Below are 1,145 nucleotides of genomic sequence, written 5' to 3'. Positions count from 1 at the left end.
CCTTTCCAAGTTTTTATTATTTTCTCTGTCCCTATGAGGTTAATCCTTTAGGATCTGTAACACAATATGACGAGTGCATTTGCATTAGGTTTGGCTTTACATAAAATCTCGTCTTTCCGGAGCCAGAACCACCAATAACAAGTACATTCTTATTTCTTGCATACTTTGGGTTTGGCGGTCTGCCATTCATGGTTAATCGCTCTGTTTGAGTAAGCAAGATATTGTTTTGGAACTTTTCATCCACATACGGCTCTATATCTTTTCTCGTTCCCCATCTTGCTGAACCATACTCTTTCCCCTGCCTAAACTTTTTTGCATTTTTCCCTTTGGTATAGACAATAAATTTAATTAGAGCTGCCACTCCCACGCCCATTAAAATGTCAGAAGGATGAATACTTGGAATAAAGCTCATGGTATTAAGTTCTAATATTCCTTGAAAGATTTTGTCTATCACATCTCCACCAGTATAGGCTCTTACATGATGAGAAAAGATATTGCCAACATAGAAAAATGCAAGATAGGGAATATTCTGCTTTAGCAACTTTGCCTTATCTTGCACCTTAAATAAGCCTTTGATGTCTTTTAGTATCTTATCTATCATAGGCTCTGCTCCTTTTGTTTATTCTTAACTTTATCTTTAGAAACAGTGTTCTTTGCCATCTCCTTGAACTTCTCAATATTCTTGTGGATAGATTCTTTTCTTTCCGTTTTCTTTTCTGATTCTGCAAGAGCGTGTTTGAAGGCTTTATCCATGACTTTCATGTCTTTTGCCTGAAAGAATACGGAGTATTTACCGCTTTCTTTATCTTTCATCACCGAAAACTTTACCCCATACCGATTAAGTTCCTTTTTCAGTTCCTTCAGCTCTGCTTCTTCTACCGGAATTTCTTCAAGCTGTCCCTTTTTAACCATATCTTTGAGCTTTACTTCATTTCCGTTAGCATTAACCAGCTTTTCCAGTCCTCCAAGTTTTTCAGCCTCTTTCATCAGTTTCTTTAATAAGTTCAGAATTAGCTTTCCTGTTACTTTAGCAGCTTTCACTTCCATGTTAAGCGTTTTTCTTGCGATTTCTTCATTGATCAAGTTCTCTCACCTCCAGTCAGTAATCTTTCTTTATTCCTCTTTAATTTTTCTTCCTGAATAAC

Annotated in this window: 1 protein-coding gene and 1 pseudogene; both read right to left on the bottom strand. The window is 36.5% G+C overall.

Annotated features, from left to right (window positions below; translation table 11 throughout):
* Positions 1-43 precede the first annotated feature (43 nt).
* A pseudogene (locus HMPREF1639_RS05950) lies at positions 44-601 on the bottom strand (type IV secretory system conjugative DNA transfer family protein); the annotation flags it as partial.
* A complete protein-coding gene (locus HMPREF1639_RS05945) occupies positions 598-1,083 on the bottom strand; it encodes a PcfB family protein (RefSeq protein WP_000606558.1) in 486 nt (161 codons plus the stop codon). The gene HMPREF1639_RS05945 and the pseudogene HMPREF1639_RS05950, both read right to left, overlap by 4 nt.
* Positions 1,084-1,145 lie beyond the last annotated feature (62 nt).

It is taken from the genome of Peptostreptococcus sp. MV1 (assembly GCF_000758885.1).
GTDB lineage: Bacteria > Bacillota > Clostridia > Peptostreptococcales > Peptostreptococcaceae > Peptostreptococcus.
Note: the sequence above shows the minus strand (reverse complement) of the source record. Positions and strands in the feature narration are given on the sequence as shown.